25 protein-coding genes and 5 tRNA genes are annotated in these 23,598 nt (G+C 71.3%); 10 read left to right on the plus strand and 20 right to left on the minus strand.

What is annotated here, in order from left to right; genetic code table 11:
* Positions 1-21: 21 nt before the first annotated feature.
* A complete protein-coding gene (locus ABZ567_RS27540; protein WP_360794543.1) occupies positions 22-1,632 on the minus strand; it encodes a DAK2 domain-containing protein in 1,611 nt (536 codons plus the stop codon).
* A gap of 236 nt (positions 1,633-1,868) precedes the next feature.
* On the opposite strand from ABZ567_RS27540, the gene rpmB reads away from it, so the two are divergent.
* Positions 1,869-2,054 (plus strand): 50S ribosomal protein L28, encoded by a 186-nt coding sequence (gene rpmB, locus ABZ567_RS27545; RefSeq protein ID WP_003957616.1) that lies wholly within the window; start codon positions 1,869-1,871, stop codon positions 2,052-2,054.
* Between the two features lie 117 nt (positions 2,055-2,171).
* Here rpmB and thiD read toward each other — a convergent pair whose 3' ends face one another.
* Positions 2,172-2,972: a bifunctional hydroxymethylpyrimidine kinase/phosphomethylpyrimidine kinase gene (gene thiD, locus ABZ567_RS27550; protein ID WP_360794545.1), complete on the minus strand. Its 801-nt coding sequence runs from the start codon at positions 2,970-2,972 to the stop codon at positions 2,172-2,174.
* Complete coding sequence (locus ABZ567_RS27555; protein ID WP_360794547.1) at positions 2,969-3,931, minus strand: thiamine-phosphate kinase; 963 nt, start codon at positions 3,929-3,931, stop codon at positions 2,969-2,971. Before ABZ567_RS27555 ends, thiD begins: the two co-directional genes overlap by 4 nt.
* 233 nt (positions 3,932-4,164) lie before the next feature.
* On the opposite strand from ABZ567_RS27555, the gene ABZ567_RS27560 reads away from it, so the two are divergent.
* A complete protein-coding gene (locus ABZ567_RS27560) occupies positions 4,165-4,398 on the plus strand; it encodes an Lrp/AsnC ligand binding domain-containing protein (protein ID WP_030551081.1) in 234 nt (77 codons plus the stop codon).
* Positions 4,399-4,421: 23 nt separating this feature from the next.
* Positions 4,422-4,901 (plus strand): DUF3515 domain-containing protein, encoded by a 480-nt coding sequence (locus tag ABZ567_RS27565; protein WP_360794549.1) that lies wholly within the window; start codon positions 4,422-4,424, stop codon positions 4,899-4,901.
* Between the two features lie 35 nt (positions 4,902-4,936).
* On the opposite strand, the gene ABZ567_RS27570 is transcribed toward ABZ567_RS27565, so the two are convergent.
* From ABZ567_RS27570 to ABZ567_RS27580, 3 genes are all read right to left on the minus strand, one after another.
* On the minus strand, positions 4,937-6,076 hold the full coding sequence (locus tag ABZ567_RS27570; RefSeq protein ID WP_360794551.1) for a D-alanine--D-alanine ligase family protein: 1,140 nt from the start codon (positions 6,074-6,076) through the stop codon (positions 4,937-4,939).
* Between the two features lie 85 nt (positions 6,077-6,161).
* Positions 6,162-7,163: an NAD(P)H-dependent glycerol-3-phosphate dehydrogenase gene (locus ABZ567_RS27575; RefSeq protein ID WP_360794553.1), complete on the minus strand. Its 1,002-nt coding sequence runs from the start codon at positions 7,161-7,163 to the stop codon at positions 6,162-6,164.
* The gene (locus ABZ567_RS27580; RefSeq protein WP_360794555.1) at positions 7,160-7,912 is read right to left on the minus strand and encodes a lysophospholipid acyltransferase family protein; all 753 of its coding nucleotides are present in this window, start codon (positions 7,910-7,912) and stop codon (positions 7,160-7,162) included. Before ABZ567_RS27580 ends, ABZ567_RS27575 begins: the two co-directional genes overlap by 4 nt.
* A gap of 155 nt (positions 7,913-8,067) precedes the next feature.
* Here ABZ567_RS27580 and cofC point away from each other — a divergent pair, with 155 nt between their 5' ends.
* Together cofC and ABZ567_RS27590 are read left to right on the plus strand one after the other, a co-directional pair.
* Positions 8,068-8,715, plus strand: coding sequence for a 2-phospho-L-lactate guanylyltransferase (gene cofC, locus ABZ567_RS27585; RefSeq protein WP_360794557.1), 648 nt, complete (start codon positions 8,068-8,070; stop codon positions 8,713-8,715).
* Between the two features lie 10 nt (positions 8,716-8,725).
* Positions 8,726-8,935: a hypothetical protein gene (locus ABZ567_RS27590; RefSeq protein ID WP_360794559.1), complete on the plus strand. Its 210-nt coding sequence runs from the start codon at positions 8,726-8,728 to the stop codon at positions 8,933-8,935.
* Between the two features lie 97 nt (positions 8,936-9,032).
* On the opposite strand, the gene ABZ567_RS27595 is transcribed toward ABZ567_RS27590, so the two are convergent.
* From ABZ567_RS27595 to leuC, 4 genes are all read right to left on the minus strand, one after another.
* The gene (locus ABZ567_RS27595; RefSeq protein ID WP_360794561.1) at positions 9,033-9,746 is read right to left on the minus strand and encodes an HU family DNA-binding protein; all 714 of its coding nucleotides are present in this window, start codon (positions 9,744-9,746) and stop codon (positions 9,033-9,035) included.
* A 143-nt stretch (positions 9,747-9,889) separates the two neighbouring features.
* On the minus strand, positions 9,890-10,117 hold the full coding sequence (locus ABZ567_RS27600; RefSeq protein ID WP_360794563.1) for a hypothetical protein: 228 nt from the start codon (positions 10,115-10,117) through the stop codon (positions 9,890-9,892).
* A gap of 104 nt (positions 10,118-10,221) precedes the next feature.
* On the minus strand, positions 10,222-10,815 hold the full coding sequence (gene leuD, locus ABZ567_RS27605) for a 3-isopropylmalate dehydratase small subunit (RefSeq protein WP_360794565.1): 594 nt from the start codon (positions 10,813-10,815) through the stop codon (positions 10,222-10,224).
* A 6-nt stretch (positions 10,816-10,821) separates the two neighbouring features.
* On the minus strand, positions 10,822-12,246 hold the full coding sequence (gene leuC, locus ABZ567_RS27610) for a 3-isopropylmalate dehydratase large subunit (protein ID WP_360794567.1): 1,425 nt from the start codon (positions 12,244-12,246) through the stop codon (positions 10,822-10,824).
* A gap of 140 nt (positions 12,247-12,386) precedes the next feature.
* Here leuC and ndgR point away from each other — a divergent pair, with 140 nt between their 5' ends.
* Positions 12,387-13,103, plus strand: a complete 717-nt coding sequence (gene ndgR, locus ABZ567_RS27615; RefSeq protein ID WP_015036427.1) for an IclR family transcriptional regulator NdgR — start codon at positions 12,387-12,389, stop codon at positions 13,101-13,103.
* Between the two features lie 129 nt (positions 13,104-13,232).
* On the opposite strand, the gene ABZ567_RS27620 is transcribed toward ndgR, so the two are convergent.
* The 10 genes from ABZ567_RS27620 to ABZ567_RS27665 form a co-directional block, all read right to left on the minus strand.
* Positions 13,233-13,305: transfer RNA gene (locus ABZ567_RS27620), tRNA-Glu, on the minus strand.
* A gap of 39 nt (positions 13,306-13,344) precedes the next feature.
* A tRNA-Gln gene (locus ABZ567_RS27625) sits at positions 13,345-13,416 on the minus strand.
* 14 nt (positions 13,417-13,430) lie between these two features.
* A tRNA-Glu gene (locus ABZ567_RS27630) sits at positions 13,431-13,503 on the minus strand.
* Between the two features lie 84 nt (positions 13,504-13,587).
* Positions 13,588-13,660 (minus strand) — tRNA-Glu (locus ABZ567_RS27635).
* A 41-nt stretch (positions 13,661-13,701) separates the two neighbouring features.
* Positions 13,702-13,773: transfer RNA gene (locus ABZ567_RS27640), tRNA-Gln, on the minus strand.
* A gap of 91 nt (positions 13,774-13,864) precedes the next feature.
* A complete protein-coding gene (locus ABZ567_RS27645) occupies positions 13,865-14,587 on the minus strand; it encodes an HAD family hydrolase (protein WP_360794569.1) in 723 nt (240 codons plus the stop codon).
* Positions 14,588-14,613: 26 nt separating this feature from the next.
* A complete protein-coding gene (locus ABZ567_RS27650) occupies positions 14,614-15,249 on the minus strand; it encodes a DUF4241 domain-containing protein (protein ID WP_360794571.1) in 636 nt (211 codons plus the stop codon).
* Positions 15,250-15,332: 83 nt separating this feature from the next.
* Positions 15,333-16,805, minus strand: a complete 1,473-nt coding sequence (gene gltX, locus ABZ567_RS27655; RefSeq protein ID WP_360794573.1) for a glutamate--tRNA ligase — start codon at positions 16,803-16,805, stop codon at positions 15,333-15,335.
* Positions 16,798-17,592: a fumarylacetoacetate hydrolase family protein gene (locus ABZ567_RS27660; protein ID WP_360794575.1), complete on the minus strand. Its 795-nt coding sequence runs from the start codon at positions 17,590-17,592 to the stop codon at positions 16,798-16,800. Before ABZ567_RS27660 ends, gltX begins: the two co-directional genes overlap by 8 nt.
* 80 nt (positions 17,593-17,672) lie before the next feature.
* Positions 17,673-17,876 carry a hypothetical protein gene (locus ABZ567_RS27665; protein ID WP_360794577.1) on the minus strand — a complete coding sequence of 68 codons (204 nt, stop codon included), beginning with the start codon at positions 17,874-17,876 and terminating at the stop codon, positions 17,673-17,675.
* A gap of 566 nt (positions 17,877-18,442) precedes the next feature.
* On the opposite strand from ABZ567_RS27665, the gene ABZ567_RS27670 reads away from it, so the two are divergent.
* The 4 genes from ABZ567_RS27670 to ABZ567_RS27685 all read left to right on the plus strand — a co-directional run.
* Positions 18,443-22,267, plus strand: coding sequence for a nitrate- and nitrite sensing domain-containing protein (locus ABZ567_RS27670; protein ID WP_360794579.1), 3,825 nt, complete (start codon positions 18,443-18,445; stop codon positions 22,265-22,267).
* A 9-nt stretch (positions 22,268-22,276) separates the two neighbouring features.
* Positions 22,277-22,690, plus strand: coding sequence for a roadblock/LC7 domain-containing protein (locus ABZ567_RS27675; RefSeq protein WP_030496942.1), 414 nt, complete (start codon positions 22,277-22,279; stop codon positions 22,688-22,690).
* A gap of 158 nt (positions 22,691-22,848) precedes the next feature.
* Complete coding sequence (locus ABZ567_RS27680) at positions 22,849-23,253, plus strand: DUF742 domain-containing protein (protein WP_024756254.1); 405 nt, start codon at positions 22,849-22,851, stop codon at positions 23,251-23,253.
* A partial coding sequence (locus ABZ567_RS27685) for an ATP/GTP-binding protein (RefSeq protein WP_360794581.1) occupies positions 23,234-23,598 on the plus strand: 365 nt, incomplete at its 3' end. The genes ABZ567_RS27680 and ABZ567_RS27685, both read left to right, overlap by 20 nt.

Raw genomic sequence — 23,598 nt, forward strand, 5'->3', positions numbered from 1 at the left:
CCACGGGACCGACAGTCGGGGTCATTCGACGCCGATGAGCAGCGGTGGGGCCCCCGCGCCCGCGTGGTAGGTGGTGGTGTCGACGGCCAGGTAGCCGCGCCTGACGTGCCGTTCCAGGTCGGGGGCGAGTTCGGGCGGGGCGTCGTCGGCGACGACGAGGGTGACGAGTTCGCCGCCGGCCGACAGCATCCGGTCGAGGACCGTGCGGGCCGTCTCGGTGAGGTCCTGGCCGATGACGGCGACGTCGCCCTCGATGAGGCCGAGGACGTCGCCCGCCTGGCAGACGCCGGCGGACGTGAAGGACTGGTGCTCGGCGACGGCGAGTTCGGCGTAGCGGGTGGCGCCGGCGGCGGCCGTCATGGCGACGACGTCCTCGTCGAAGCGCCGGTCGGGTTCGTGGACGGCGAGGGCGGCGATGCCCTGGACGGCGGCCCGGGTCGGGATGAGGGCGACGCGGATACCTTCGGCCCTCGCGCGTTCGGCGGCGGCGACGGCCGTCTGTCGCAGGTCGCTGTCGTTGGGAAGGAGGACGACCTCGCGCGCGTGGGCCCGTCGGATCGCGTCGAGGAGTTCGTCGCCCGCGGGCGGTTCGCCGGGTTTGGTCCGTACGGTGGTCGCGCCGGCTTCGGCGCAGAGCCCGGCGAGTCCCTCGCCGGGGACGACGGCGACGACGGCACGTTGGACACGTTCGCCGCGGACGTCGGTCGCGGCCGTGTCGGCCGCGAAGTGGGTGATCCGGATGCGGTGCGGCCGGCCGGCCTCGACGCCGGCCTCGACGGCGGCGCCCGCGTCGTCGACGTGCACGTGGACGTTCCACAGTCCGTCGCCGCCGACGACGACGAGGGACTCCCCCAGGGCGTCGAGACGGCCGCGCAGCAGTTCCACGGCGGCTTCCTCGGCCTCCAGGAGGTAGATGACCTCGTAGGCGGGCCCGCCCTCGGTGGGGCACTCCTCGCGGGGGGCGTACGGGACGGCGGCCGTGTCCGGCGGGGGCGGGGCCTGGCCGGTGACGGTCTCAAGGAGGGCGCCGAGGACGGTGACCAGGCCCCGGCCGCCCGCGTCGACGACTCCGGCGCGTTCGAGGACGGCGAGCTGCCCCGAGGTGGCGGCGAGGGCGGTCCTGGCCCCGTCGTGGGCTTTCCCGGCCACCTCCACGAGTCCGCCGCCGGCCGCGCAGGCCACGGCCGCGGCCGTGGCCACCGTGAGGATGGTGCCCTCGACGGGGTGGGCGACGGCTCGTCGGGCCGCGCTCGCGGCCTCGGCGAAGGCGCGGGCGAGATGATCACCGTCACAGCCCTCGGCGAGCACCCCGGCCATGCCGCGCAGGAGCTGGGAGAGGATGGTCCCGGAGTTGCCACGGGCCCCGAGGAGGGCGCCGTGCGCCATGGCCCGTACGGTCTCGGCGGTGTCGGGCGCGGAGGCGGCGAAGACGGCCTCGACGGCCTGGTGGGCGGCTTCCGCCGTCAGGTACAGATTGGTGCCGGTGTCCCCGTCGGCCACGGGGTAGACGTTGATCGCGTCGATCTCCTCGCGTTCCCGGCCGAGCGCGTCCAGGGTCCGCGCGCACCAGGACCTGACCGCCTCCGCGTCGAGCTCGACGAGTTCCTCGAAGGGCTGAAGGGCTCGCGACAACGGGGTCCTCCTTGGGCGGTGAGCTCACCGCAGGGTAGACCCGGCGTGTCCTGCCCGTGACCAGGGCCCGGGAGGGGGGCCGAGCGGATCGTGGTAGTTTCGTTCCACCGAGGCAGGCGTTGTATGCTGCTTCGGTTGCCCGGTTCACACCGGGCCGTCCCCCGGCAAGCCACTTCAGACTCCTGATTCCGGTGCGCCGGAATTCACTGTAAATCCTGAAGCTTTTGGAGTGACCCGTGGCTGCCAACTGCGACGTCTGCGGCAAGGGGCCGGGCTTCGGCAACAACATTTCGCACTCGCACCGCCGTACGTCCCGTCGCTGGAACCCGAACATCCAGCGCGTGCGTGCCGTGGTCGGTCGGACGCCGAAGCGGCTCAACGTCTGCACCTCGTGCATCAAGGCCGGCAAGGTCTCGCGCTAATCGCGACGTTCTGTCGTAGCGCAGCCCCTGCGGTTGCCTTGAAAGGCCGGTTCACCTAGGTGAACCGGCCTTTTGCCGTACCCGGACCCGGAGCGGGCCCCGGCGGCCCCGGGGCCGTCAGGTCCTGAACCGCCAGCCGTGGTCGACCGGGCCGATGCCCGCGCCCAGGGCGAACCCGGCGCCGATGGCCCCGGTCACGTACTCCTTGGCCTGCCGTACGGCCTCCGGTACCACGAGTCCCCCGGCGAGCCCGGCCGCGATCGCCGAGGCGAGCGTGCAGCCCGTCCCGTGGGTGTGCCGGTTGTCGTGGCGCGGGGCGCGCAGCCAGTGCTCCTCGGCGCCGTCCGTGAGCAGGTCGACGGCCTCGGCGCCGGTGGGCAGGTGCCCGCCCTTGATCAGGACCCACTCGGGTCCGTACGACAGGACCGCCTCGGCGGCGACCCGCATGTCGCTCTCGTACACGACGTGCACGCCTGTGAGCTGCGCCACCTCGTCCAGGTTGGGCGTGGCGACGGTCGCCCGGGGCAGCAGCCTCTCCCGTACGGAGCCGAGCGCGCTCTCGGCGAGCAGCGGGTCCCCGTGCTTGGAGACGCCGACCGGGTCGACGACCACCGGGGCCTCGGTGTCCGCGAGCAGTTCGGCGACGGCCTCCACGAGCGCCGCCGTGGCGAGCATGCCGGTCTTCACCGCCTGGACGCCGATGTCGTCGACGACGGCCCGGTACTGGGCGCGGACGGCCTCCGCCGGCAGCTCCCAGACGCCCTGGACGCCGCGCGAGTTCTGGGCGGTGACGGCGGTGAGCACGCTCATGCCGTGGACGCCGAGCGCGAGCATCGTCTTCAGGTCGGCCTGGATGCCGGCGCCGCCGCCGGAGTCGGATCCGGCGACGGTGAGCACCAGCGGGGGCCGGGAGATCACTCGGTCTCCCCGAAGTGGTCCCAGCCGCCCACGGTGTGCCAGGGGGCGCCGTCCACGGTGACCTGCGGCAGCGCGGAGGGGTGGAGGACCTCCCCGATGACCTTCCAGCGGGCGGGGAGCTTCACGTCCGGCGGGAAGGTGGCCACGATGGCGTGGTCCTCCCCCCCGGTGAGCACCCACTGCATGGGGTCGACGCCGACGGCCTGCCCGATGTCGTTCATCTGGGTGGGGATGTCTATGAGCCCGGAGCGCAGGTCGATGCGGACCTTGCTGGCCTCCGCGATGTGGCCGAGGTCGGCGATGAGGCCGTCGCTGACGTCGCACATGGCGGTGGCGCCGAGTCCGGCGGCGGCGGGACCCGCGTGGTACGGCGGCTCGGGCCTGCGGTGGGCCTCGACGAAGGCGCGCGGGGAGCGGAAGCCGCGGGAGAGGACCGCGTAGCCGGCGGCGGACCAGCCGAGCCAGCCGGTGTAGGCGACGACGTCGCCGGGCTGGGCACCGCCCCGGGTGACCGGGTCGTGGTTGCGGAGGTCGCCGAGGGCGGTGATGGAGACCATGATCGTGTCGCCGCGGACGACGTCGCCGCCGACCACCGCGGCGCCCGCGACCTGACATTCGTCACGGAGGCCGTCCATGAGTTCGGTGGCCCAGGTGACGGGGAGTTCGGCGGGGACGACGAGGCCGAGGAGGAGCGCGGTCGGGACCGCGCCCATGGCGGCGATGTCGGCGAGGTTCTGCGCGGCGGCCTTGCGGCCGACGTCGTACGCCGTCGACCAGTCGCGCCGGAAGTGACGTCCTTCGAGGAGGATGTCCGTGCTGGCCACCACGCGCCGGTCGGGGGCGGAGACGACCGCGGCGTCGTCGCCGGGCCCGACCCGTACCGCCGGGGTGGAGGTGAGCCGGGACGTGAGCTCTCTGATGAGCCCGAACTCGCCCAGCTCTCCGACTGTGCCCTTCACCGCGCCTCACCTCGTGTCTTCGTGCCGGCCGGCGGGCGGGTGCGCGTCGTCGCGCGCCGCGGGTCGCGGGCCGTCACCGTGCTGGGTACCGTCAAGTAGACCGTCAACTTCTGTCCTGCGTACGCCACCCCGGCAGCACCCCGGGACGCGCGGGTCTCCCCGTGGCCCGCGGCGACGCGGTACCGTGGCGTCCCTTTCTCCCACAAGATCCTCGTGGTCGCCCTGGAGGTTCCGTGGTTCAGGCGTACATCCTCATCCAGACCGAGGTGGGCAAGGCGTCGATCGTCGCCGACACCATCTCCAAGATCCCGGGGGTGCTCCAGGCCGAGGACGTGACCGGCCCGTACGACGTGATCGTGCGCGCGCAGGCGGACACGGTCGACGACCTCGGCCGCATGGTGGTCGCCAAGGTCCAGCAAGTGGACGGCATCACGCGCACCCTCACCTGCCCGGTCGTTCATCTGTAGCCCCCGTCTACGCTTGGCCGGTGATGTCTTCGCACCGGCCCTTCGGCCTGCCCGCCGCTGTGGCGGCCGCCGTCCTCCTGCTGGCCGCCGCCGGCTGTTCCTCGACGGACGCCGCGGCGTCCGTCGAGGTTCCCACTCCCTCCGCGGCGGAGGCCGCCTTCTGCCAGGCCTTGGCGAAGGAGCTTCCCGACACCGTGGCGGGGTGGGAACGCAGTGACCCGGAGCCCGGCTCCGAGCTGACCGCCGGATGGGGTGACGGTGCGATCGTACTGCGCTGCGGAGTGCCCCGGCCTGAAAAGATGAGCGATCCGAAGGCCCAGGGCATCGAGGCGGACGGGGTGAACTGGATGGTGGAGCGCCCGCAGGGCAGCGGGCCCCGTCTCACCTCCACGTACCGCAGGGCGTACGTCGAGGTGACGCTCGACGAGCGGTACGCGCACGATGTGACGCCGCTCGCCGATCTCGCCGCCTCCGTGCGGAAGACCGTGCCGCCGAGCCTCTGAGAGGCGGGGGCACGGTCTTGCCGTTTCGGCTCCGGTCAGCGCAGGCCCGTGGAGCGGCTCAGCGCGGCCTGGATGAGCCGGTCGACGAGCTCGGAGTAGCCGACGCCGCTCTCCTGCCACATGCGCGGGTACATGGAGATGGGCGTGAAGCCCGGCATGGTGTTGATCTCGTTGATGACGAAGTCGCCGTCCTCGGTGAGGAAGAAGTCCGCGCGGACCAGGCCCTCGCAGGAGACGGCCTCGTAGGCGGCGACGGCGAGGCGCTGCACCTCGGCGGTGGCCTCGTCCCCGATCGGGGCGGGCACGATGCCGGAGGCCGAGTCGATGTACTTGGCCTCGAAGTCGTAGAAGTCGTGGTCGGTGACCGGCGGGATCTCGGCCGGCACGCTGGCGCGGGGACCGTCCTCGAACTCCAGGACGCCGCACTCGATCTCACGGCCGCGCAGCAGTGACTCGACCAGGATCTTGGGGTCGTGGCGGCGGGCCTCCTCGATGGCCTCGTCGAGGCCGGAGAGGTCGTCGACCTTGGTGATGCCCATCGACGAACCGCCGCGGGCCGGCTTCACGAAGAGCGGCCAGCCGTGGTCGGCGGCGAACTCGACGATCTTCTTGCGGGCGGCGGCCGGGTTCTGCTCCCACTCGCGGGGCCGGATGACCTCGTAGGGGCCCACCGGGAGGCCGAAGGAGACGAAGACCCGCTTCATGTACTCCTTGTCCTGGCCGACGGCGGAGGCGAGGACGCCCGCGCCGACGTAGGGGACACCGGAGAACTCCAGGAGGCCCTGGAGGGTGCCGTCCTCGCCGTACGGGCCGTGGAGCATCGGGAAGACCACGTCGACCTCGCCGAGGGCCTTGGGCACGGCGCCGGGCTCGGTGAGGACGACCTCGCGGTTGGCGGGGTCGACGGAGAGGACGACGCCGCCTTCCGCGGACTCGGCCAGGTCGGCGACGTTCGGGAGGGCGCGGTCGGCGATGGCCATGCGCTCGGGGGCGTCGGCGGTGAGCGCCCAGCGCCCGTCCGTCGTGATGCCGATGGGCAGCACGTCGTACTTGTCCCGGTCGATGGCGCTCAGGACGGCGCCCGCCGTGACGACGGAGATGGCGTGCTCGGAGCTGCGTCCGCCGAAGACGACGGCCACGCGCGGCTTGCGGGGGCTCTGGGTGTTCTCGCTCATATCGCGATGAGCGTACCTTGCGCGTCCCGAACGGCCGTGCGCCCCGCTGCCGCCGCGCGCGTACGGCCCAGCGCCGGGGGGCCGCTCAGTGGCGCTCGGGCTTCGCGCTGCGCGACATCAGCTCCTTGAGGGCGACGATCGGCGGCTTGCCCTCGTGGACGATCGAGACGACGGTCTCGGTGATGGGCATGTCGACACCGTGGCGGCGGCCCAGATCCAGCACCGACTCGCAGGACTTGACGCCCTCGGCGGTCTGCTTGGTGGCCGCGATGGTCTCCTGGAGGGTCATCCCGCGGCCGAGGTTGGTGCCGAAGGTGTTGTTCCTGGAGAGCGGTGAGGTGCAGGTGGCGACGAGGTCGCCGAGGCCGGCGAGGCCGGAGAAGGTGAGTGGGTCGGCGCCCATGGCGAGGCCGAGCCGGGTGGTCTCGGCGAGGCCGCGGGTGATGAGCGTGGCCTTGGAGTTGTCGCCGAGGCCCATGCCGTTGGCGATGCCGACGGCGAGCCCGATGACGTTCTTGACCGCGCCGCCGAGCTCGCAGCCCACCACGTCGGTGTTGGTGTACGGGCGGAAGTACGGGGTCAGGCAGGCGGTCTGGATCCGCTGGGCGACCGTCTCGTCGACGCAGGCGACGACGGCTGCGGCGGGCTGCCGGGCGGCGATCTCCTTGGCGAGGTTGGGGCCGGTGAGGACGGCCACGCGCTCGGCGGGCACGTCGGCGACCTCGGTGATGACCTCGCTCATCCGCTTGGCGGTGCCGAGTTCGACGCCCTTCATGAGGGACACGAGGACGGTGTCGGGCGCCAGCATCGGAGCCCAGGCGGCGAGGTTGCCGCGGAGGGTCTGCGAGGGCACGACGAGGACGGTGAAGTCGGCGTCGTGGGCGGCCTCCGCCGGGTCGGCGGTGGCCGTGACCCTCGCGGGGAGTTCGACGCCCGGCAGGTAGTCCGGGTTGGTCCGGGTGGCGTTGATCTCCTTGGCGAGTTCGGCGCGGCGACCCCAGAGGCTCACCTCGCACCCCGCGTCGGCGAGCACCATCGCGAAGGCGGTGCCCCAGGATCCGTTGCCGAAGACTGCTGCCCTGGTCACTTCATGCCCCCCTCTGTCGCCTTGCGCCGCTGCTGGAGACGGGCCTTGCGGTGGTCGTACGGTTCGGCGGGCGCCTGCTCGCCGCGGATCTGCTCCAGGAGGGCGGTGATGGCGGCCATGATGGCCTCGGTCGCCTCGCGGAGCACCTCGGGCGTCGGTTCGAGGCCGTGGAAGCGGGAGAGGTCGACGGGCGGACCGGCCTGCACGATCAGCGTCTTGCGGGGGAACAGCCTGAGCTTGTTCTCCCTGGCGTACGGCGGCATCGCCAGGTTGGCGCCCCACTGGGCCACCGGGATGACGGGGACCTTGGTGAGCAGCGCGACGCGCGCGGCACCGGTCTTGCCCGCCATGGGCCACATGTCGGGGTCCCTGGTCAGGGTGCCCTCGGGGTAGAAGGCGACGCACTCACCGCGCTCGATGGCGTCGACGGCGGCGCGGAACGCGTCGAGCGCGTTGGTCGTCTCGCGGTAGACGGGGATCTGGCCGGTGCCGCGCAGCATCATGCCGACGAAGGGGGCCTTGAAGAGGGCCGCCTTGGCGAGGAGGCGTGGGACGCGGCCGGTGTTGTACTGGTAGTGCGCGTACGACAGGGGGTCCAGGTAGGAGTTGTGGTTGACCGCGGTGATGAATCCGCCGTCAGTCGGAATGTGCTCCATACCGCGCCAGTCCCGCCTGAACAGAACCACCAGGGGGGGTTTGGCGATGACCGCCGCGAGGCGGTACCAGAAGCCGATTCTGCGGCGGGGCACTCGGACACCTTTCTCCGGGACTGGCTGGCAGAGGGTCAAGTGTCGCCCCGTGCTCCTGCTCTGTCGAGTGACACCGTACGCCCCGGGCCCTCCGGCGGAACGCGTGGGCGGGACAGAATGGCCCCCCGATGAACCCGAGGTACCAGAGGCACCCGATGCGTACGGACATGGATGACGACTGGTCCCTGGTCGTCCCCCTGAAGCCCCTCGCCCTGGCGAAGAGCCGACTGGCCGCCGCCGCCGGCGCCCGGCTGCGCCCCCGGCTCGCGCTGGCGTTCGCCGAGGACACCGTGGGGGCGGTGCTGAACTGCGCGCGGGTACGGGATGTGGTGGTCGTCACGGACGATCCGGCGGCCGCCTCGGTCCTGGCCGCCCTGGGGGCGCGCATCGTGCCGGACGCCCCGGCGGCGGGCCTCAACGCGGCGCTCGCGCACGGGGTCCGCGCCGTGCGGGCCGGCCGGCCGTACGCGCGCGTGGCGGCGCTCAACGCGGATCTGCCGGCGCTGCGGCCCGAGGAGCTGGGCCGGGTCCTCGACACGGCCCGGAAATTTCCACGAGCATTTCTCGCGGATGCCGCCGAAATAGGTACGACATTCCTCTCGGCGGCTCCGGGGATGGAATTGGAACCGGCATTCGGGGGCGCGTCGAGGCTCCGCCATTTGTCTTCGGGGGCGGTGGAAATCATGCTCGCCGGGGTGGATTCCGTACGCCGGGACGTCGACACCGGCGAGGATCTCGTGGCGGCGGAGGCGCTGGGGCTCGGCCCGCGGACGGCCGCCCGGTGGCTGTCGGCGGCCGGATAGGGTGCGGTCCATGCAGGCGACCGCGTTCACGTACGACCCCGAGACCCGCAGCGGCAGTGTGCTGCTCGACGACGGCACCCCCGTGGAGTTCGGGGCGGAGGCCTTCGAGGCGGGCGGGCTGCGACTGCTGCGGCCGGGGCAGCGGGTGCGGATCGAGGTGGAGCCCGGCACGTCCGGGGCCGGCGCGCGGATCACCCTGGTGACGCTCCAGACCTTCTAGCGGGCCCTTCGTCACGGGTGCTGGTGCGGTGGTCGGGACGCGCCGCGGGCCGGGCTCCCTGGGGAGAGCCCGGCCCGGCGGGTGCCGTCCGCTGGTCCTACTTCTTGGCGGCGGTCTTCTTGGCGGTCGTCTTGCGCGCCGTCGTCTTCTTGGCGGGCGCCTTCGTCGCCGTGGCCTTCTTCGCGGCCGGGGCGGTCTTCTTGGCCGTGGCCTTGGTCGCCTTCTTGGCGGCGGCGGCCGTGGTGGCCTTCTTGGCGGCCCCGTTCGCGGTCTTCTTCGCGGGGGTCGTGGTCGTCTTCTTGGCGGTGCTCGCCTTCTTGGCGGCCGCCGTGGTGGTGGTCTTCTTCGCGGGGGTCGCCTTGGTGGCGGTCGCCGTGGTGGTCTTCCGCGCCGGGGTCGCCTTCTTCGCGGCGGCCTTCTTGGCGGTGGTGGCCTTCTTCGCGGCGGCCTTCTTCACCGTCGCGGAGGCGGCGCCGCCGGTGAGGGAGCCCTTGGGGGCCTTCTTGACGGAGACCTCGCCTCCCTTGGGGAGCTTCTTCGAACCGCTGACCAGGTCCTTGAAGCCCTGGCCGGCACGGAAGCGGGGAACCGAGGTCTTCTTGACCCGCACCCGCTCACCCGTCTGCGGGTTGCGGGCGTAGCGGGCGGGGCGGTCGACCTTCTCGAACGAGCCGAAACCCGTCACAGAGACCCGGTCGCCACCGACCACGGCACGCACGATGGCGTCGAGCACGTGGTCGACGGCTTCGGCGGCCTGCTGGCGACCGCCCATCTTGTCGGCAATCGCTTCTACGAGCTGCGCCTTGTTCACGTCTTCCCCTTCGGAGACATTGCCAGAACGAAAGTGTTCAAGCTTTTTCGCACGTTAGGCATGTATATACCGCAAATCAAACACGAAACGGTCTAATCACCCTAGTGCCGCAACGCGGAAGATCCGCTGCGGAGTTCTCGGTGTCAGTCGTCCTCTGGGAATCGGCCCTCGTCGAGGTCCTTCATCAACCGGTCCAGACGCGCTGCCGCGTCCTTGAGATCGTGCTTCGCCGCGGCCGTCACGACCAGCAGCTTCCGGGACAGCGCCATCCTTACGCCCTCCGGGACTTGCAGTGAGCGCACCTTTGTGTGCGCTTCCTTCAATCGGGCGGCGACTGACTCGTAGAGCTCGAGTTGGCTGTCGCGTTCCATGCACCGATTGTGCCATCTAGGGCGAGTTGTCGCCCGACGGGGTCTCAACAAGCGACTGCGCCCCCCACCGGGCGGTGGGGGGCGCAGTCTTGGAAAAGCGCTGCTCAGGCCGTAATTGTACGGGGCTTGTGGGCCGGTCGTGCCGCCTCGTACGCCGCGATGTCGCCTTCGTTCTGAAGGGTGAGGCTGATGTCGTCGAGGCCGTTCAGGAGCCGCCAGCGGGCGTTCTCGTCGAGCTCGAAGTCGGCGTCGATCCCGGCGGCCAGGACCTTGCGCTGCTCCAGGTCGACGGTGACCTCGGCGGTCGGGTCCGCCTCGGTCAGCTCCCAGAGCCTGTCCACCGTCTCCTGCGGCAGGACGACGGTGAGCAGGCCGTTCTTCAGCGAGTTGCCGCGGAAGATGTCGGCGAAGCGGGCGGAGACGACCGCCTGGAAACCGTAGTTCTGGAGCGCCCAGACGGCGTGCTCACGGGAGGAACCGGTACCGAAGTCGGGGCCGGCGACCAGGACCGAGGCGCCCTGCCGCTCGGGGCGGTTGAGGACGAACTCGGGGTCCTTGCGCCAGGCCTCGAAGAGGCCGTCCTCGAAGCCGTCGCGGGTGACCTTCTTCAGCCAGTGCGCCGGGATGATCTGGTCGGTGTCGACGTTGCTGCGGCGCAGCGGGACGGCCCGGCCGGTGTGCGTGGTGAAAGCTTCCATGGTTCCTCAGACCCCCGCGGTGGTGGCGACGTCGGACAGATCGGCCGGGGAGGCCAGATGGCCCAGGACGGCGGTGGCGGCGGCGACCTGGGGTGAGACCAGGTGGGTCCGGCCGCCCTTGCCCTGCCGGCCCTCGAAGTTGCGGTTGGAGGTGGACGCGGAGCGCTCACCGGGCGCCAGTTGGTCGGGGTTCATGCCCAGACACATCGAGCAGCCCGCGTGCCGCCATTCGGCGCCGGCCTCCTTGAAGACCTTGTCCAGGCCCTCCTCGACGGCCTGCAGGGCGACCCGGACCGAGCCGGGGACCACCAGCATGCGGACCCCGTCGGCGACCTTGCGGCCGTCCAGCAGACCGGCGGCGTTGCGCAGGTCCTCGATGCGGCCGTTGGTGCAGGAGCCCACGAAGACGGTGTCGACCTTGATGTCGCGCAGCGGCTGCCCGGCGGTCAACCCCATGTACTCCAGGGCCTTTTCGGCGGCGAGGCGCTCCGAAGCGTCTTCGTACGAAGCGGGGTCGGGGACGCTCGCCGAAAGCGGCGCGCCCTGGGCCGGGTTGGTGCCCCAGGTGACGAACGGGGCCAGTGCGGAGGCGTCGATGACGACCTCGGCGTCGAAGACCGCGTCCTCGTCGGACTTCAGGGTGCTCCAGTACGCGACGGCGGCGTCCCAGTCCTCGCCCTCGGGGGCGTGGTCACGGCCCTTGAGGTAGGCGAAGGTGGTCTCGTCGGGAGCGATCATGCCCGCGCGGGCGCCGGCCTCGATCGACATGTTGCAGATGGTCATCCGGGCCTCCATCGAGAGCTTCTCGATGGCGGAGCCGCGGTACTCCAGGATGTAGCCCTGACCGCCGCCGGTGCCGATCTTGGCGATGATCGCCAGGATCAGGTCCTTGGCGGTGACGTCCTCGGGCAGCTCGCCGTCGATCGTGATGGCCATGGTCTTCGGACGGGCCAGCGGCAGGGTCTGGGTGGCGAGCACGTGCTCGACCTGGCTGGTGCCGATGCCGAACGCGAGAGCGCCGAAGGCGCCGTGCGTGGAGGTGTGCGAGTCGCCGCAGACCACGGTGGTACCGGGCTGGGTCAGGCCCAGCTGCGGCCCCACGACGTGGACGACGCCCTGCTCGACGTCGCCCAGCGGGTGCAGCCGGACGCCGAACTCGGCACAGTTCTTACGCAGGGTCTCCAGCTGCGCGCGGGAGACGGGGTCCGCGATGGGCTTGTCGATGTCGAGGGTCGGGGTGTTGTGGTCCTCGGTGGCGATGGTGAGGTCGAGGCGCCGTACCGGCCGGCCGTTCTGGCGCAGGCCGTCGAAGGCCTGGGGGCTGGTCACCTCGTGCAGCAGGTGCAGATCGATGAAGAGGAGGTCGGGCTCGCCCTCGGCGCGCCGGACGACGTGGTCGTCCCAGACCTTCTCCGCCAGTGTCCTACCCATCGCTTTCCCTCCGGCCGACGTCTACGCCGGCACAACTAGAGACCCGTTTCGCGGGCCGTTGTGCGGCCGCCTCACCAGAGTGACAAGTTCCGCAGGAAATTGAACTTGCGTTTCACAGAGTGAGACGTGAATATCGTTGCATGGACAACTCTAGCGGCGTAGGCGTTCTCGACAAGGCAGCCCTTGTCCTGAGCGCCCTGGAGTCCGGTCCGGCCACCCTCGCAGGACTGGTCGCGGCGACGGGACTCGCACGACCCACGGCACATCGTCTCGCCGTGGCACTGGAACACCACCGGATGGTGGCGCGTGACATGCAGGGCCGGTTCATCCTCGGACCGCGCCTGGCGGAGCTCGCCGCCGCGGCCGGCGAGGACCGTCTGCTCGCGACCGCGGGCCCGGTTCTGACGCATCTGCGCGACGTCACCGGCGAGAGCGCCCAGCTCTACCGGCGCCAGGGTGACATGCGCATCTGCGTGGCGGCCGCCGAGCGGCTCTCGGGTCTGCGGGACACCGTCCCGGTCGGCTCGACGCTGACGATGAAGGCCGGCTCGTCCGCGCAGATCCTGATGGCCTGGGAGGAGCCCGAGCGGCTGCACCGCGGCCTCCAGGGCGCCCGCTTCACGGCGACGGCCCTCTCGGGCGTACGGCGCCGCGGCTGGGCCCAGTCGATCGGCGAGCGGGAGCCCGGTGTCGCGTCGGTCTCCGCGCCCGTGCGCGGCCCGTCGAACCGTGTGGTGGCCGCCGTGTCGGTGTCCGGTCCCATCGAGCGTCTGACGCGCCACCCGGGGCGTATGCACGCCCAGGCGGTCATCGACGCGGCCGCCCGCCTCTCCGAGGCCCTCCGCCGCACCGGCTGACGCTCCTGTTCCCTCTGTTCCGTTCGTCCCGGCCCACCGCTTCAACGCCGCAGCGGTGGGCCGGAGTTGTGCGTTCCCGCACCGAACGGCGAAAAGCCCTCCCCCGAAGGGAAGGGCTTCTTCGTCTTGTACCCCCGACCGGATTCGAACCGGCGCTACCGCCTTGAGAGGGCGGCGTGCTAGGCCGCTACACAACGGGGGCCCTGCGGATCAGATCCGCGATGCAGATGAGCTCTGCGAGCTGGCCTACCTGGACTCGAACCAAGAATGACGGTACCAGAAACCGTAGTGTTGCCAATTACACCATAGGCCATGGTGGTTACACCGTACCCCCGACCGGATTCGAACCGGCGCTACCGCCTTGAGAGGGCGGCGTGCTAGGCCGCTACACAACGGGGGCCCTAGCGATCCCACCCGGCCGGAACCGGGTGATGTCACCGCAGATCCACCGGGAGCTACCCAGATGATCTACAGAATGGATCTGTACCCCCGACCGGATTCGAACCGGCGCTACCGCCTTGAGAGGGCGGCGTGCTAGGCCGCTACACAACGGGGGCTTTGTGGATGAGATCCACGATGTGCAGATGAGCTCTGCGAGCTGGCCTACCTGGACTCGAACCAAGACTAACGGAACCAGAAACCGTCGTGCTGCCAATTACACCATAGGCCACCGGGGCAATGTCCCCACCAGGGGATCTTGCTCGGCTTGCGCTTTCCGGGTTCTTGCCTTTCGGCTTGTTCCCCTCGGCGCAGGAAGAACATTACCCGAAGGTGGACTGCGCTCCAAAACGGGTATCCCCGCGGAGCAGGCCCGGGAGCTGGCGGAGGTCCGTGATCCGGTTCAGCTCGGGGCGGCCGCCCGTGCCCGCGCGGTCCAGCCAGATGCCCCGCAGCCCCGCCTCCACCGCACCGCGCGCGTCGATGTCGGGCTGGTCCCCCACGTACGCCACCTCGCCCGGACGCAGGTCAAGGGCGGTGCAGGCGGCATGGAAGGCCTCCGGGGACGGCTTGGCCACGCCCAGTTCGGCCGCGCACAGGACGGCCTCGAAGCGGTCCCGTACGCCCAGGACCCGGAGCTTGCGGTCCTGGTTGTGGAGGCTGCTGTTCGACAGGATCCCGTGACGATAGTCATCGGCCAGGAGGTCGAGGACGGGCACGGCGTCGGGGAAGAGCTCCCAGGCCGCCTCGTAATGGGAGACGTACCGCTCGAACCAGTCGTCGGCCTCGGCGGCGGTCAGCGCGGGCGCCGTCAGGAAGTCCCGGACCCGCTCCCTGCGCTGCTCCTGGAAGTCGACGCCGCCGGCCTCGAAGCGGCGCCAGTGGATCGCGGTCAGCTCCCGCCAGCGGCGGAGGGCCTGGTCGACGGAGTCGAATCCGTCCGCCAGGCCCTCGGCCGTCAGGTGCGCGCTCATGCCGATGTGGTCGGCGCGGGCGTAGTCGAAGATCGTGTCGTCGACGTCCCAGAGGATCGCGCGGATGGCCATGGCTCGACCGTACCGCCGGGCACGGGTCAGGCGGGGGCGAAGCGGAGGACGCGGAAGTCGGTGACGAAGCAGGTGGCCTTGCCGTCGGCGTCACGCCCGATCCAGGTCGGATAGCAGCCGTCGCCCCAGCCGGAGTCGAAGACGGCGATGGTGTGGCCGTCCTCACCCTCGGCGAGGAAGGCCGTCGGCCCGGGCGGGCTGCTGTCCATCGTCTCCCAGACGACACCCTCCTCGTCCTGGGTGCCGGGGAAGGAGTGATGGGCGGCCGCGTCGTAGAAGCAGCCCACGCCGGCGTCCACGCCGTAGCCGGCAGGGTCGGCGGGGTCCTGGCCGGGGACCGCGGCGGGCTCCCAGCGGACCACCGGGGTGTCCCGGATGATCAGACGTGCGGCGGCGATCACGCGGTGCGGAAAGGGGTGCTCGACGTCGACCACGGCGGTCTGGACCGGGTAGCGGCCGGGCGGGACCGTGACGGTGAAGGGATCGGGCCTCGCGTCGTCGTCCCCGAGGTGGACGATCGGGTCGCAGGCCACGAGCCGTCCGGTGGGCAGGCCGAGCTCTCCCAGCTCCGTCACGGTGGCGACGGCGGTCCGTCCGTCCTCGGGCGGGCCGGCGCCTTCCGGCGTGAACCAGCGGATGCAGTCAGGTGGGGTCGAGGGCATGGGCCGACCGTAGCGGCCGGGTGCGGCAGGAGGGGCGGCAGCCGGGTCCTCCGGCCGCCGCCCCTCCTGTCGTACGTGCGCGGTTACGCGGCGAGCTTCGCCAGGGCCGCGTCGATGCGGGTCAGGGTCTTCTCCTTGCCCAGGATCTCCAGGGACTCGAAGAGGGGGAGGCCGACGGTGCGGCCGGTGACCGCGACGCGGACCGGGGCCTGGGCCTTGCCGAGCTTGAGGCCGTGGGCCTCGCCGGCGGTCAGGACCGCGTTCTTGAGGGACTCCGGGTCGCTCCAGTCGGCGTCGACGAGCTTCTCGCGGGCCGTGGTGAGGAGGGCCGCAGGCTCACCCTTCATCGCCTTGTCCCACGAGGGCTGGTCGAAGACCGGCTCGGGAAGGAAGAGGAAGTCGACGTTGGCCGTGATGTCCGAGAGGACGGTCACGCGGGTCTGGGCGTGCGGCGCGATGGCCTCCCAGGCGGCCCGGTCGAAGTCCTCGGGCGCCCAGTTGGCGTGCGGGGCCCGGAGCCAGGGCTCGCAGGCCGTGGCGAAGGCCTTCACGTCCAGCATCCGGATGTGGTCGGCGTTGATCGACTCGGCCTTCTTGAGATCGAAGCGCGCCGGGTTGGCGTTGACGTCGGCGATGTCGAACGCCGCCACCATCTCGGGGATGGTGAAGATGTCCTGGTCGGCCGAGAACGACCAGCCGAGGAGCGAGAGGTAGTTCAGCAGGCCCTCGGGGAGGAAGCCGCGCTCCCGGTAGAGGTTGAGGGAGGCCTGCGGGTCGCGCTTGGAGAGCTTCTTGTTGCCCTCGCCCATGACGTACGGCAGGTGGCCGAAGGCGGGGATCTCCTTGGCGACGCCCAGCTCGATCAGCGCCTTGTAGAGCGCGATCTGGCGCGGGGTGGAGGAGAGCAGGTCCTCGCCGCGCAGGACGTGGGTGATCTCCATCAGGGCGTCGTCGACCGGGTTGACCAGGGTGTACAGCGGGGCGCCGTTGGCTCGGAGGATGCCGTAGTCCGGCACGTTCTCCGAGGTGAAGGTGAGCTCGCCACGGACCAGGTCGGTGAAGGTGATCGGCTCGTCGGGCATCCGGAAGCGGACGATGGACGCGCGGCCCTCGGCCTCGTACGCGGACTTCTGCTCCGGGGTGAGGTCCCGGCAGTGGCCGTCGTAGCCGGAGGGGCGGCCGGCGGCGCGGGCGGCCTCGCGGCGCTCGTCGAGCTCCTCGGTGGTGCAGTAGCAGGGGTACGCGTACCCGCCGGCGAGCAGCTTGTCGGCGACGTCCTTGTAGATGTCCATCCGCTGCGACTGGCGGTACGGCGCGTGGGGGCCACCGACCTCGGGGCCCTCGTCCCAGTCGAGACCCAGCCAGCGCAGCGAGGCGAGCAGCTGCTCGTACGACTCCTCGGAGTCGCGCGCGGCGTCGGTGTCCTCGATGCGGAAGACCATGGTGCCCTGGTTGTGCCGGGCGAAGGCCCAGTTGAAGAGGGCGGTGCGGACCAGGCCCACGTGGGGGTTGCCGGTCGGCGAGGGACAGAAACGGACGCGGATCGCGTTAGCCACGCTTGATCACCTTATTGGTGAGAGTGCCGATGCCTTCGATGGTGACGGCGACCTCGTCGCCGACGTTGAGGGGGCCGACCCCGGCGGGGGTGCCGGTGAGGATGACGTCTCCGGGGAGCAGCGTCATGGCCTCGGTGATGTGGACGACCAGGTCCTCGATGGAGCGGATCATGTCGCTGGTCCGGCCCAGCTGGCGCTGTTCGCCGTTGACCGTCGCCTGGATGGTGAGGTCGCCCGCGGCGGCGAGGCTCATCTCCGTCTCCACCCAGGGGCCCAGCGGGCAGGAGGTGTCGAAGCCCTTGGCGCGGGCCCACTGCTTCTCGCGCTCCTGCGCGTCGCGGGCGGTGACGTCGTTGGCGCAGGTGTAGCCGAAGACGACGTCCTTCACACGCTCGCGGGGCACCTCGCGGCACATGCGGCCGATGACCACGGCCAGTTCGGCCTCGTGGTGCAGCTCCTGGGAGAAGGAGGGGTACTCGATCGCGTCGCCGGGGCCGATCACCGAGGTGGTGGGCTTGAAGAAGGCGACGGGGACGTCGGGGACCTCGTTGCCGAGTTCGGCGGCGTGCTCCGCGTAGTTGCGGCCGATGGCCACGACCTTGTTGGGGAGCACGGGCGGCAGGAGCCGTACCTTGCTCAGCGGCACCTTGGTGCCGCTGAGCTCGAAGTCGGTGTACGGAATGCCCTTGATGATGTCGAGGACGAGGCCGCCGGACTCGACGGTTCCCTCGCCCTCGACGGCGCCGAAGGCCACATTGCCGTCGATGGAGAATCTGGCGATGCGCACGAGTGCTGTCGCCCCTCACTTGTACTGGCTGGAGTCTGACGCTCCAGGCTAACGCGGCGCGGGGCGGCCGACCTGCGAGATCAGCGGGACGCGGCGGCGTACGGCTCGGGCTGGTACGGGGCCGGGGGCTGCATGAGGATGGTGCGGCGCGGGTTGGCCGTCCGGGTGGGCAGCTCGGCCGCGTAGTCCGGCCGGGCGCCCCGGTCGAGCTCTGCGGCGTCCGTGAGGTGGACGAGGGTGGAACGGCGGGGGTTGGCCGTGGTGCCGGGTGTCGTCGTCTTCATCGCGGTGATCTGACCTTGTTCCGGAACGGGCGCCGCATGCGGGCGCGTGGGGGTGTAAAGCGTCAGGCTAAACATGCGATTCCCTTCGAATGCATGGCTAAGACATCGATTCTCGTGTGAGTTTGCTCACCACCGCCCATACATTCCGGGCATTACGGACCGTCTCCTGTCGCCACGGAAAGGGGCATTCCATCACTGAACGCACTATTCCGCTCCTGATCATGTCGACTGGGACACACGGGCACGCGCAGCCATTGGGGAGGAAAAGTCCGTATCCTCCGTGATCATCTTCTACGTGCGGTGACACTGTGCGCACGGGTTGTCATGACGTCCGGGGTGCGACACGCGGCCCTTGTTGGAGATCCGGCACTGTGCTGGAATTCCACGCACCGTCGCGGGTTTCAAGCCGGCGCGCAGGGGCGCAACGCAGCGCCGGCCGTGCGACGGGAAAGGGGGAACTGCGCCGGTCACCGACGACCACCTGGGGTGCTCCACACCCCGAACGACGCCGACACCGTCCTCTCCGTTCATCCGGAAGGACGCCTGGTCCAGAGGTTGCGACGCTAGTGCAGGGACGTTTCAAGAGGGATGGCTCGGGGTCTCCCCAGGCCCGCAAGGGCCGAGCGGACACTCCGGCGGAGCAGGAACCGCGTGCCGGGACCGACCGCGGTCCCTCGGCCCCGCACACCCCGAACCAGGGTCAGGGACCGTCCGGCGACGGCGGTGACGGCGGCAGGCGCACGAGCGCCGCGGCCGCCTCCGCCGAGCCGTCCGACGCACCCACCAAGCCCCGGGCCGAGAACGAGGTCGGCTCCCGAATAGCCCTGCGCAACTGGCGCATCTCCACGCGCCTGGTCGCGCTCCTCACCCTCCCCGTGGTCGCGGCGACCACCCTGGGCGGCATCCGCATCAGCGAGTCGCTCCAGGACATGGAGCAGCTCGACCACATGCAGCTGCTCACCAAGCTGACCCGAGAGGCGACCGACCTCGCGCAGGCCCTCCAGGCCGAGCGCGACCTGTCCGCGGGCCCCCTGGTCAACGGCCGCCCGGTCAGCGACTACCAGGTCGCCAACCCGCGCCGGAAGACCGACCTCGAGTACAAGGCCTTCCTCGAGGCGACCGAGGAGATCCCGGCCACCGAGGGCGACGAGGCGCTGCGCAGCATCCGCCAGAACGTCAACGGGATCGCCTCGCAGGTCATCCAGCTCAACACCATCCGTGGCAACGCCTACGAGAAGGACGTCTCCCACTCGGTGACGGTCGAGGCGTACAGCCGCCTCATCCGCGCGCTGCTCAGCCTGTCCCAGGACATGGCGCAGGCGACCAGTAACCCCGAGATGATCAAGCGGACCCGTGCGCTCGCCGCGTTCTCGTCCGCCAAGGAGTACGCCTCCATCCAGCAGGCGATCATCGCGGCGGCGCTGCCCGCGAGCGACCGGACCTCCGGCAGGATCCAGCAGGGTGACCGCCTCTACGGCGAGGCCGCGCTCAACTCCGAGGCCGACGAGCTCAAGTCGTTCCAGGCGATCTACGAGTCGACCGGTGGTGACGCCACCGAACGGACGGCGTCCCTGAACCAGGGCAACCCGTCGATCACCGCGGCCGAGAAGTACGCCGAGCGCGTCCTCAACATGGACGACGCCATGCAGAGCGGCACCAAGCGCGGTCACCTGAACTTCACCGACGAGTACGGCACCAAGATCGCCGCCATGAACCGCATCGAGCGCGGTCTGCTCGGCGACATGGAGACCATGGCCCGTGAGCTGCGGCAGGAGTCGCAGCGCGAGGCCATCATCAACGGTGCGCTGATCCTCCTCGTCCTCGGTGTCTCGCTCATCGGCGCCTTCGTCGTGGCCCGGTCCATGATCCGCTCGCTGCGCCGGCTCCAGGACACCGCGACCAAGGTCGCCCAGGACCGGCTGCCCGAGCTCGTCAAGCAGCTCTCCGAGTCCGACCCGCAGGACGTCGACACCTCCGTCGAGTCCGTCGGTGTGCACTCCCGCGACGAGATCGGCCAGGTGGCCGCGGCCTTCGACGACGTGCACCGCGAGGCCGTCCGCCTCGCCGCCGAGCAGGCCCTCCTCCGGGGCAACGTCAACGCGATGTTCACCAACCTGTCGCGCCGCTCCCAGGGCCTCATCCAGCGTCAGCTCTCGCTCATCTCCGAGCTGGAGTCCCGCGAGGCCGACCCGGACCAGCTGTCTTCGCTGTTCAAGCTCGACCACCTCGCGACGCGCATGCGCCGGAACGGTGAGAACCTCCTCGTCCTCGCCGGTGAGGAGCCGGGCCGCCGCTGGACCCGTCCGGTCCCGCTGGTCGACGTCCTGCGTGCAGCCGCCTCCGAGGTGGAGCAGTACGAGCGCGTCGAACTGGCCGCGGTCCCGGCGACCGAGGTCGCCGGCCGCGTCGTCAACGACCTCGTACACCTCCTCGCCGAGCTGCTCGAGAACGCCACCTCGTTCTCCTCGCCCCAGACCAAGGTCCGGGTCACCGGCCACGCGCTTCCCGACGGCCGGGTGCTCGTCGAGATCCACGACACCGGCATCGGCCTCTCCCCCGAGGACCTGGCCGCGATCAACGAGCGGCTCGCCTCGCCGCCCACCGTGGACGTCTCCGTCTCCCGCCGCATGGGTCTCTTCGTGGTCGGCCGCCTGTCCCTGCGACACGGCATCCGCATCCAGCTGCGTCCCTCCGACTCGGGCGGCACCACCGCGCTCGTCATGCTCCCCGTCGACGTCGCCCAGGGCGGCAAGAAGCCCATGCCGAAGCCGGGTTCCGGTGGCCAGGGCGCGATGCCGCAGGGCGCGTCCGCTCCCGGCGGCCGGCATCCCGGCGGCCCCGGCGGTGGACGTCCGGGCCAGGGCGGCGGCCCGTCCGCGACGGGCGGCCTCCTCGGTGGCGGGGCCCCGCGCGGTCAGGTCGGTTCGGGCGGTCCCAGGGCCGCTCTGCCCGCCCGTGACGGCGCTCCGCTCGCGGGTGGCCCGCAGACCCGTACCCCGCAGCCGCAGCACGCGCAGTTGGACCAGACCGCCTCGCTGCCGCAGGTCCCCCCGGCCCCGCAGGCACCCCAGGCCCCGCAGAGCCAGGATCCGCTGCGCCCCGGCGGCGGGCTCATCGGCGGCGCCGCGAGCGCCATCCCCTCCCGTACCGACGTGTGGGGCAACAACAACGGCCCGCAGTCCGGTCCCGGCGCCCCGCAGCATGCCCCGCAGGCCCCGCGCGCCGAGCTGCCGGGCGGCAACCCCCAGCAGCAGCGCCCGCAGGCCGCGAGCTGGGCCAACGACCCGGCGCAGCAGCCGGTGCGGCGCCCGCGCCAGGAGATGTCCCCGCTGGACGCTCCGCGCGGTCACGAGGAGTCGGAGACGACGGGCCTGTTCGGGGCTCCGGCGGCTCCCCAGGGTCCCGGTTCCACGGGCCAGTTCCCCCGCCCCGACTTCGGTGCGCAGCAGCCGCCGCAGGGCGGGCACCCGCAGCAGGCCCCGCAGGCGTACCAGGGCGGTGTCCAGGACCCCGCGTCGACGGCGCAGTTCCCGCGCCCGGACTTCGACGCACCGCAGGGCCCCGGCTCGACGGGCCAGTTCCCCCGTCCCGACTTCGGCGCCCCGCAGGGACCGGCTCAGGGCCCCGGCTCCACGGGCCAGTTCCCGCGGCCCGACTTCGGCGCGCAGCAGCCGCAGGGGCGGCCGCCCCACCAGGCCCCGCAGGGCCAGGCCCCCCAGCAGTACCAGGGCGGCCAGCAGCAGCAGTACGGCCGGCAGCCCTTCGTACCGCAGGCGCAGCAGCAGGGCGAGGCCCCGCAGGCCCCCGCCCCGCGTCAGCGCGACGGCGGTGACTTCGGCGCTCCGCGCCACGGTGCCGAGCCGGGCCGGCAACAGCAGCCGCCGCAGCCGCGTCAGCCGCAGCTCCAGCAGCCGCGCCGTCCGGAGGCCCTGCCGCCGGCGAGCGGCGCGGGCGACGGCAGGACGCCGCTGTACGACACGCTGGAGACCAGCTGGCACCAGCAGGGGCAGGCTCCGACCGGGCCGCAGTCGTCCGCTCCGGCGCCCCGGCAGAACGGGGACCCGGCCGCCGACGCCAACCGGCAGAACGGTGGGGCCGCCTGGCGGACCTCGCCCAACGACGAGCTGGTGCGCCAGGCCGAGCGGGTGCGCAAGCCCGCGGCCGGCGGGGTCACCACCTCGGGTCTTCCGCGGCGCGTGCCGAAGGCCAACCTCGTGCCCGGGACCGCACAGGAGCAGGCCCACACGGCCGGCCCCCAGGTCTCGCGCGCACCCGACGACGTCCGCGGCCGGCTGACCAATCTGCGCCGCGGCATTCAGCAGGGCCGACAAGCGGGCAACTCGACCACGGGTAGCATCCACCTCGGTCCGAACCATCAGCAGGAGCGCTAGTTGAACGCGATGAGCCAGGCGGCGCAGAACCTGAACTGGTTGATCACCAACTTCGTGGACAACACCCCCGGGGTGTCGCACACGGTGGTGGTCTCCGCCGACGGACTCCTGCTCGCCATGTCCGAAGGATTCCCCCGTGACCGCGCCGACCAGCTGGCGGCGGTCGCGTCCGGGCTGACCTCGCTGACCGCGGGCGCGTCCCGGATCTTCGAGGGGGGCCCCGTCGCGCAGACGGTCGTGGAGATGGAGCGCGGCTTCCTCTTCCTCATGTCCGTCTCCGACGGCTCCTCGCTGGCCGTGCTCGCCCACCCCGAGTGCGACATCGGCCTCGTGGGCTACGAGATGGCGCTGCTCGTCGACCGGGCCGGCAGCGTCCTCACCCCGGACCTCCGCGCGGAGCTCCAGGGCAGCCTGCTCCACTAGCCGGTCACCCACCCGGACAACCCCACCGCACGACCGACCGACAGGGCGGTACGCCCCTCCGTACCGCCCTGGGCACCGTTCACCGTCCGGCCGCCCCACCCGGCCCCCCACCGGCCCCATCAGACGGCAGATGCTTTGCTGTCACGCCCGGAGGATTCATGACCCCGCCCCCCGCCTCTCACGATCCGTACGGCGCCTCAGTCGACGAGTACGGATACGAGGGCGACCAGCCGCTGGTGCGTCCGTACGCGATGACCGGCGGCCGGACCCGGCCGCGCTACCAGCTCGCCATCGAGGCACTGGTCAGCACCACGGCCGACCCGGCACACCTCGCCACGCTCCTGCCCGAGCACCAGCGGATCTGCCACCTGTGCCGTGAGGTGAAGTCGGTCGCCGAGGTGTCGGCGCTGCTCTCGATGCCGCTCGGCGTCGCCCGCATCCTCGTCGCCGACCTGGCGGAGGCCGGCATGGTGGCGATCCACCAGCCGGGCAACGGAGAGACCGGCGGCACGCCGGACGTGACTCTGCTCGAAAGGGTGCTCAGTGGACTTCGCAAGCTCTAGCGGCGGCGCGGCCCGTTCAACCACCAGCGCGAAGATCGTGGTGGCGGGTGGCTTCGGCGTGGGCAAGACCACGTTCGTCGGCGCCGTCTCGGAGATCGACCCGCTGCGTACCGAGGCCGTGATGACGTCCGCTTCCGCGGGCATCGACGACCTCACGCACACCGGTGGCAAGACGACGACGACGGTCGCCATGGACTTCGGCCGCATCACCCTGGACCAGGACCTGATCCTGTACCTGTTCGGTACGCCGGGGCAGGACCGGTTCTGGTTCATGTGGGACGACCTGGTCCGCGGCGCCATCGGCGCCGTCGTCCTCGTCGACACCCGCCGCCTGGCCGACTGCTT

It is taken from the genome of Streptomyces sp. NPDC016459 (assembly GCF_040632845.1).
Classification (GTDB): Bacteria; Actinomycetota; Actinomycetes; order Streptomycetales; family Streptomycetaceae; genus Streptomyces.

Coding starts and splice junctions, on each gene's coding strand:
- ABZ567_RS27565 (WP_360794549.1), top strand. CDS start 4,422: ATGTCTTCGCACCGGCCCTTCGGCCTGCCCGCCGCTGTGGCGGCCGCC.
- ABZ567_RS27570 (WP_360794551.1), bottom strand. CDS start 6,076: ATGAGCGAGAACACCCAGAGCCCCCGCAAGCCGCGCGTGGCCGTCGTC.
- cofC (WP_360794557.1), top strand. CDS start 8,068: ATGCGTACGGACATGGATGACGACTGGTCCCTGGTCGTCCCCCTGAAG.
- ABZ567_RS27590 (WP_360794559.1), top strand. CDS start 8,726: ATGCAGGCGACCGCGTTCACGTACGACCCCGAGACCCGCAGCGGCAGT.
- ABZ567_RS27600 (WP_360794563.1), bottom strand. CDS start 10,117: ATGGAACGCGACAGCCAACTCGAGCTCTACGAGTCAGTCGCCGCCCGA.
- leuD (WP_360794565.1), bottom strand. CDS start 10,815: ATGGAAGCTTTCACCACGCACACCGGCCGGGCCGTCCCGCTGCGCCGC.
- leuC (WP_360794567.1), bottom strand. CDS start 12,246: ATGGGTAGGACACTGGCGGAGAAGGTCTGGGACGACCACGTCGTCCGG.
- ndgR (WP_015036427.1), top strand. CDS start 12,387: ATGGACAACTCTAGCGGCGTAGGCGTTCTCGACAAGGCAGCCCTTGTC.
- ABZ567_RS27645 (WP_360794569.1), bottom strand. CDS start 14,587: ATGGCCATCCGCGCGATCCTCTGGGACGTCGACGACACGATCTTCGAC.
- ABZ567_RS27650 (WP_360794571.1), bottom strand. CDS start 15,249: ATGCCCTCGACCCCACCTGACTGCATCCGCTGGTTCACGCCGGAAGGC.
- ABZ567_RS27665 (WP_360794577.1), bottom strand. CDS start 17,876: ATGAAGACGACGACACCCGGCACCACGGCCAACCCCCGCCGTTCCACC.
- ABZ567_RS27675 (WP_030496942.1), top strand. CDS start 22,277: ATGAGCCAGGCGGCGCAGAACCTGAACTGGTTGATCACCAACTTCGTG.
- ABZ567_RS27680 (WP_024756254.1), top strand. CDS start 22,849: ATGACCCCGCCCCCCGCCTCTCACGATCCGTACGGCGCCTCAGTCGAC.